This is a genomic window from Helcococcus massiliensis, assembly GCF_900258485.1.
GTDB lineage: Bacteria > Bacillota > Clostridia > Tissierellales > Peptoniphilaceae > Helcococcus > Helcococcus massiliensis.
In genome coordinates this window covers 47,368-55,302 of record NZ_OGVE01000005.1, presented here as the reverse complement: position 1 = coordinate 55,302, position 7,935 = coordinate 47,368, and the positions used below count along the sequence as shown (strand labels likewise).

The following is a 7,935-nucleotide window of genomic DNA, read 5'->3' as shown; positions in this document are numbered from 1 at the left end:
GCATGTGTTAAGCACGCCGCCAGCGTTCGTCCTGAGCCAGGATCAAACTCTCAAATTAAAGTTTGATCTAGCTTATTTTGAAATTATTATACTCAAAAGTTTTGACTATTTATTTGTTTAGGTTCTTTTATCGTGTTCTTTGAGAACACTTTATATATATTACCATCGAAAAAAGTATTTGTCAAATAAATTTTTCATTTATTTTTTAGTCTTTTCAGACCGTCTTTTTCGACGACTTTTATATAATAGCAAGTTAAAAAGTATTTGTCAAACTTTTTTGCATTTATTTTTAATAATAATTAAAACCGGGTATTTTACCCGGTTTCATCATAGTCTATTTATTGAATTTAATCAATTAATGTCTTATTTAGTTTTAATTCTTTTATATTTCTATCAATAGCATCAGCAATTATATGTATATTTTCATCTGATAACTTATCACTATATATAGAATAGTAATAATCTTGGTCAGAATTTACATAACCAATATCATATTTTACATTACTATTAGATAAGGATATATTTCTACTTGCCTGTTTAGTATAAACAGGATTCAAAAATAAATTACTAGTTTCTTCTAATAAGGAAAGATAATATTTTTTCAATACTGTATCCTTGTTTTCTGACATTTTGAAAAATTTCAAAACTTCACTCACCTTCATTGATTCAATATTAGACCTTCCCAATACTTTACTTTTAAATGAAGTTAAATTATAACCCATACCATTTATATATGAAGCAAGACTTGTTATCCTATCCTTATTATTTTGGATATAGATACTATCCAGGTGTTCTTCTACATCTTCTAACTTTATTGTGCCTTGTCCTATTAAATCATCTATTAATAGTAAATAAATATAATCATCAATTTTGTAATTAGATAAAGTCTTTTTATCGTTGATAGCCAATAAAGTTTCATCTCCATCCTCTATAACTATAGAAAAGTCTTCTTGTTTAATTTGATTTTCTTCAAGGACATCCATCAACTTATTAACTAAGTAATCTTCAAAGTTTGATTTTTCTTTATTCTTTATAGTATAGGTATTAGGATCCAGTTTCACATAGCTAGCACTTTCTTCATCCTTATTATATTTTTTATAATATAAGTTTCCACTATACTTATTATAAGCTTGATCAAAAGTACTATTGTAATAAGATTGATAAAGCTTATTAATCTTATTTTTTTCCCTATATATAAAGAAGTAATATAAAAATCCTAGTACTGAAATAATAAATAGCAAACCTAAAAATCTTGCCAACCTATTTTTCTTCCTATTTCTTTTATTCCTCTTCTTCATATAATACTTATGATCTCTTATTCGATTTTCTTGAATATCTCGTCTTTCTTTTCTCAATACTATTCCACCAGTTTTTTATATTCGCTATATCCTTCTTCATCCATTTCATCATAAGGAATAAATCTCAAACTTGCACCATTAATGCAATATCTTAATCCTCCAGTTTCCTTTGGTCCGTCATTAAATACATGACCAAGATGGCTGTCTCCTGATTTTGAAACTACCTCAATTCTTTTTCTTGATAAGCTATCATCTTCAAAATATAATAAGGCATCTTTTTCAATAGGTTTGGAGAATGATGGCCAACCACAACCCGCATCAAATTTATCAGTTGAAACAAATAAAGCCTGCCCTGTAACAATATCTACATATAATCCTTTTTCATAAAAATCGTCATACTCACTAGTAAAAGGCATTTCTGTAGCCGCTTCTTGAGTTACTCTATATTGTAAGTCTGTCAATTTTTCTTTAATTTCTTCGTTTGATAATTTAGCAAACTTATTGTCTTTAGTATCTTCATCAGCTAAAGAAAGGTCTACATGACAATATCCATTAGGATTTTTCTTTAAATAGTCTTGGTGGTAGTCTTCAGCCATAAAATAATTTTTTAGGTAGTCTACTTCTACCTGAATTTTTCTATCATAATTGACTTGCATTATTTCTATATATTTAATAGCAACTTCCCTATCATTTAAATTGTTAGAATAAATTCCAGTCCTATATTGTTCACCTACATCTCCACCTTGTCTATTTAAACTAGTTGGATCTATAATTCTAAAGAAGTGTTCTAAGATTTGGAATAGGTTAATCAATTCTGGATCGTATACAATTCTTGCAACCTCTGCAAAACCAGTAGCTCCAGTACATACTTGTTCATATGAAGGATTTTCTACAAGTCCATTAGCATATCCCACTTCAGTAGCAACTACACCTTCAATTTTGTCAAAGTAAGCCTGGGTACCCCAAAAGCATCCTGCTCCAAGTACAATTTCTTTTTGATTATCTTTTAATTTTAATTCAGACCTAATCATATTTTCCTCTTTTACATATTTTTATATCTTCTTACATTTTCTTCTGATAGAAAATCAAAGGCATTGTTTACCTTCTTAAACATTTCCTCAGCATGTCTTTCTTTACTAATGTCAGGATGGTATTTCTTAGCTAGTTTTCTATATGCAGCTTTTATAGTTGAAAAGTCTGCATCATAAGGAACACCTAAAACATCACAAGCTTCTTCATATTTTTGTTTAAATCCTACAAAGGCACCTGGTCCTCTCTGACCTGAAGATCCTTGGTAGCCACCATATCCATCCTGTGAACTACTATAGCCACCAAAGTTTTGTTCGAAGAATTCTCTCCATTGTTTTTCTTGTTGCCTTTGTCTTTCTCTTCTTCTCTCTTCTTCCCTACGTAACTCTTCTTCAAATTTTCGTCTTTGAATTTCATCATACTTATCTTTGTAGAATTGATAAGTCTTATTTTCTACTCCACCTTCCATCTCATATCTGGCATAGTCATATAAAAAGTTAATTTGAGCATATTTAACTTTTCTAAAAGAATTCAGCACTGACCTTCCAAGGATAGAAATCGAAAATACAATAATTGTAGCAATTAATAAAAAGGCACCTGGTCCAGTAAATACAAGCAAAAGCAAAAGCGGTATAGTAACTATCCCTATAACAAAAAATAACACTATAGGAATAATAAATAAACGTATTGAATCCGCTGCATTTATTATGACTTCTAAAATGTTTTCTACTAAATCATATATAAACTCCAGAGCTTTAGTAAAATAATAAACTATTTTTCCCCATATATTTTTCATCTTTTCTCCATTACATTATGTGGTTATCAATCCTATTATATAGGCTATAATAAACACCCTTGTTATCTAATAGTTCTTTATGGTTTCCTTTTTCTTGGATACCATCCTTAGTTAATACAACTATTTCATCAGAGTTAATTATTGTAGTTAACCTGTGAGCTATTGTAATAGTTGTCCTATCTTTAGATAGTTCTTCTAGAGATTCTTGGATAATTTGTTCACTCTTATTATCTAAGGCTGAAGTCGCCTCGTCCAATATAAGTATTGGTGGATTCTTTAAGAATACTCTCGCTATAGAGATCCTTTGTTTTTGTCCACCAGACAACATTACACCCCTTTCACCAATATAGGTATTAAAACCATCTGGAAATTTTTCTATAAACTCTAAAGCTCCAGCCTTTCTAGCTGCTTCAATTACTTCTTCCTTGCTTACATCCAATCTTCCATAAAGAATATTTTCATAAATAGTTCCTGAGAATAGGTAAACATCCTGTTGGACTATACCTATATTATCTCTTAGAGCTTTTAGCTGTAGGTCTCTTACATCATAGCCATCTATTTTTATAGCACCCTTATCTACATCATAAAATCTTGGAATCATTTTTATTAGGGTTGTTTTACCCCCACCAGATGGACCAACCAAGGCTAATTTTGAACCTGGTTTAATATCTAAAGTCACATCTTCCAAGACGGATTCTTTTTCCCCATCTCCATTTGATGAATATGCAAAACTTACATCTTCAAATTGTATATGACCTTTTACATCTTTTAAAATATGTGGATTTGGCCTGTCTACAATGCTTGGTTTAACATCCATTATCTCCGCAAATCTTTCTATACCGGTCATTCCTTTTTCATATGTTTCTAGGAAGGTGATTAAACGGGTAATAGTTGTCAATAAAGTGGTCGCATACATTATATATAGGGTAAAGTCTGCAGGGTCTATAGTACCCTTTATTAAAAATATACCACCTAAAAGCACTATTACTAAATACATCAAGGCATCTAAAACCTTTGTAATAGCTGTAAAATCAGCCATAGCCTTGTAGTATACTTTTTTAAGGCCTAAAAATCTATAATTTGCCTTGTCAAAATTTTCTATTTCAAGGTCTTCATTAGCAAAAGATCTGATTACATTTATACCCAGCAAGGAATCCTCTATATCAGAGTTTATTTCACCTATTTGGTGTCTTTGTTGTTTTTGAGTTCGTCTAATATTTTTTCTAACTGAGTTAGTTAATATAACCATTAAAGGTATCATTAAAAACATTACAAGAGTTAATGTAAGGTTTATATTCACCAAAATTACAAAGGTAACTAGTATCTTCACTATAGCCTTCAAAAATTCTTCAGGTACGTGATGGGCAAATTCTGTTACATCAAATAAGTCTGTAGTAATCCTTGCTAGTAACTGCCCTATTTTTGTATGAGAATAAAACTCATCGGAAAGATACTGGATATGACTGAAGACATCTCTTCTCATATCTTTTTCAATCATAGCTCCCATTATATGACCTTGTTTTTGCATATAATAAGTGGATCCTACTTCAACAACTTTCAATAAGAAATATATAGCAATCATTTTAAGCAAATATGACATAGTCAAAACAAGTTCTGGTTTAATTGCCATATTGGTTATATTTCTAATAATTAAAGGCAAGGCAACTTCAGCAACTATTGTCAAACAAGCTGCAAACAAGTCCTTAAATAAAAGTCCCTTATAGTTACCATAGTAAGGAGCAAATCTTTTTATTAATTCTTTACTTGTATAATTTGATCTATTTAACTTTTCCATTCATCTCTCTTTCTATTATTACCATTAATTTCATTATTATACCACAAATATATAGTCCTTATAAATATATCAACAATTAAAAAGAAGACAAAGATCTTTATAATTCTTTATCTTCTTTATTTAAAATTAAATTGTAAATTATTTACTTAAAAACTTAAGCGCTGTATTTTTGAATGTTTCTATAGCGTCTTTATATTCATCCAATTCTATATATTCATCTATAATATGGGCATTTTTTGTTAAGCCCGGTCCGTAAACAACAAGTTGGATATCGTCTGATATATGAGTATATCTAGATAATTCGCAAGTCCCTGTAAGCGGTCTTACTTGTACAATTTTATCTGGAGCAGATTCTTTCAAGGCATTTATCAAGTCTGTATCCCTATCAGCCTCTGCCGGATCTAAAACTTGGACTAAGTCTAAAGAAAGTTTAGCCTTAGATTCATCCTTATTATTTTCATCAATAGCATCTTGTAAAATTTTTATTGATTCTTCAGATCCAAATTCTGGTACAGTACGAATGTTACCCTTTATACTTGCAAAATCCGGTACAGAGTTAAATTGGATACCACCCTCTATAATAGAAAATACATTTAAAGTAGATCCTAAGTGTTCATTTTGGTAGTCAGGATTTGCTGTTACCTTGTCAAATTCATCTTGGACATTTTTGATATAATCTACTATTGTCATGATTGCATTGATGCCAATCTCTGGCATTGAAGAATGGGCTGCCTTTCCTTTAGCCTTTACTTCGTACATTATTGAACCTTTAGAAGCAAATATAGCTTGATTTTCACCATCTCTTTTAGTTGGTTCAGAAATTAAAATAGCATCAACCCCATCTAAGTGTTTACCTTCAACAAGGTCTAAAGCTCCCTTCATACCTACTTCTTCACCTACTGTTCCAAGTAACCAAATTTCACCAGGAAAATTAGATCCTTCTTCTAAAATTTCTAAGATGGCATAGATACTTGCTGCAAGGCCACCCTTCATATCTGAAGTACCTCTACCATACATTTTTCCATCTTCTACATGTCCAGAAAATGGATCTTGAGTCCAACCTTCACCAGCTTCAACTACATCCAAGTGTCCTGAAAAAGCAAATATTTTTCCTTCTTCTTTTCCTTTTATCTTTACAATAATATTGTCCCTACCAGGATATGATTCAACCAATTCAGTTTCAACATTGTCATAATCCTTAAATAAGCCTTGGATATATTCGGCAACTTTTTTTTCATTATCATTTACTGATTGTATTTGTATCAAATCTCTTAAAATATCAATATATTTTTCCATATTAACTCCTTTATTTTTCACTTGTGTTTGCATATTTCTTAGCGCTATTATGGGATAATATCCAAAATATACCTGTCAAAGTTGCAAATCCTATATTTATAATCCAGCCTAGGGTATAGGCTCCTGTCCTATCATATATAAATGATACTAGTAAAGGTCCTAAGGCCGCACCTACTTGCATGCCTGATTGAACAAATCCATAAGCTTCCCCGTAAGTTTTTCTATCAAAAATTGATGAAGCTATTAGTGGAGGTATAACTGTACCTATAGCCAATCCTAAACCAAATATTATAGCCACTAACCATGGGCCCCATGGTTGACCTACAAATAGCATAGCAACAAAGGTCAAGGCAAGTGATCCTGAACCTAAGATTAAAGCATAATATATGCCATATTTATCAGCGATCTTACCAATGATTAATTTACCTATTACTCCCAGCACTAAGTACAAGGAGATTACAGTACCTGCAGTTTTTACTCCAACTACCTCTTGGAAGGCTGGTGCAAATTGTAGGGTAGCCCCATTAGCTAAACCATTCATCACAGAACCTAAGACTAAGAAAATAAAGAAAGTCGTTGTGATTGCAGCACTAGTTGATAAGGCTACATTTAAAGAATTATATGATTTTTGTACTTTCTTAATATCTTGTCCTTCTAACTTTTCATCTTCCTTGAAACCATATGGTTTCATTCCTATGTCTTCTGGTCTTAAATAAATAATGAATAAGCCTGCTATTAAACCTATAGCTAAAATAATTATTCCATATACTCTATAAGATGTTCTCCAGCCATAGTTAGCAATTAGTCTACTAATAATAGGACTTAAAATAGCCCCACCAGCTGAAACACCTGATACAGCTATTGATGTAGCAAGTCCTACCTTGTCTTCAAACCAGTTGTTGATAAGCATCATCATAGGTATTTGAGCTGTTGTAATATAGGCTGTACCTACAAAAAATGCCAATATGTAAAAATGATACTTGTTTTGGGCTAGTGAATACCCAAATACTGAAGCCGCAAAAACAAAGGCTCCCAAGGTCCAAACTGTTTTGAAATTATATTTAGTTAAAAAGTATGCCACTAGCGGAGCTAAAAACACCCCTATTATTTGAGTGATTGTTCCTATCAAGGAAAAATCTGTCCTAGTAAATCCTAAATCTTGGGTAACAGCTATCTGCCAGCTGTTTGACAAGGAGTTTACAATTGGTACAAAAACTCCCAAAACTATTGATGCTACAACTAATATTAGCCAAGCATAGTGAAACTTTCTTTCTTTATTTTTCATAATAATACTCCATAATAATTTCCTTTATAATCTATCTTTTATTATACCCGAATTTTATAATTTCAAAAAATCAAATTATGAAAGTATAAAAAAACTAGTAAAAATCATCAATGATCCCTACTAGTTTCAATTAGATTTATTTATTTTTTCTTCTTAAAAAGATAGCTATCCCATTTAACACTATAGATGCACCTACACAAAACCATAGGTATTCACTTACTGTTGGTACTATGTCCATTATCCCATCTATATCAGGAACAGCTAATCTTTTAGCTACATCAGCATAAAAATCATTTACAGTTAAAGCAGTAAAGGCCAAACTTAGAAAGCCAAATATTTCTTCCTTCTTATTTTTAATAGCACTTATAATATTTACCAGCATAAATATAATTGCTAATACCCCAAATAATAACCACATATGTTTCTCCTTGTATAT

At 31.1% G+C, this 7,935-nt stretch carries 7 protein-coding genes; all 7 read right to left on the bottom strand.

The window, feature by feature from the left end; all coding sequences use genetic code 11:
- Positions 1-347: 347 nt before the first annotated feature.
- Positions 348-1,298: a hypothetical protein gene (locus C4Q29_RS05805; protein WP_159459231.1), complete on the bottom strand. Its 951-nt coding sequence runs from the start codon at positions 1,296-1,298 to the stop codon at positions 348-350.
- A 59-nt stretch (positions 1,299-1,357) separates the two neighbouring features.
- A complete protein-coding gene (msrB, locus tag C4Q29_RS05800) occupies positions 1,358-2,329 on the bottom strand; it encodes a peptide-methionine (R)-S-oxide reductase MsrB (protein WP_103981873.1) in 972 nt (323 codons plus the stop codon).
- A gap of 11 nt (positions 2,330-2,340) precedes the next feature.
- Complete coding sequence (locus tag C4Q29_RS06455; RefSeq protein ID WP_103981872.1) at positions 2,341-3,123, bottom strand: DnaJ domain-containing protein; 783 nt, start codon at positions 3,121-3,123, stop codon at positions 2,341-2,343.
- Between the two features lie 10 nt (positions 3,124-3,133).
- On the bottom strand, positions 3,134-4,918 hold the full coding sequence (locus C4Q29_RS05790) for an ABC transporter ATP-binding protein (protein ID WP_103981871.1): 1,785 nt from the start codon (positions 4,916-4,918) through the stop codon (positions 3,134-3,136).
- 138 nt (positions 4,919-5,056) lie between these two features.
- Positions 5,057-6,214: an ArgE/DapE family deacylase gene (locus C4Q29_RS05785; protein ID WP_200813133.1), complete on the bottom strand. Its 1,158-nt coding sequence runs from the start codon at positions 6,212-6,214 to the stop codon at positions 5,057-5,059.
- Positions 6,215-6,224: 10 nt separating this feature from the next.
- Positions 6,225-7,499 carry an MFS transporter gene (locus C4Q29_RS05780; RefSeq protein ID WP_103981869.1) on the bottom strand — a complete coding sequence of 425 codons (1,275 nt, stop codon included), beginning with the start codon at positions 7,497-7,499 and terminating at the stop codon, positions 6,225-6,227.
- Between the two features lie 136 nt (positions 7,500-7,635).
- Positions 7,636-7,917: a hypothetical protein gene (locus C4Q29_RS05775; RefSeq protein ID WP_103981868.1), complete on the bottom strand. Its 282-nt coding sequence runs from the start codon at positions 7,915-7,917 to the stop codon at positions 7,636-7,638.
- Positions 7,918-7,935: the final 18 nt, after the last annotated feature.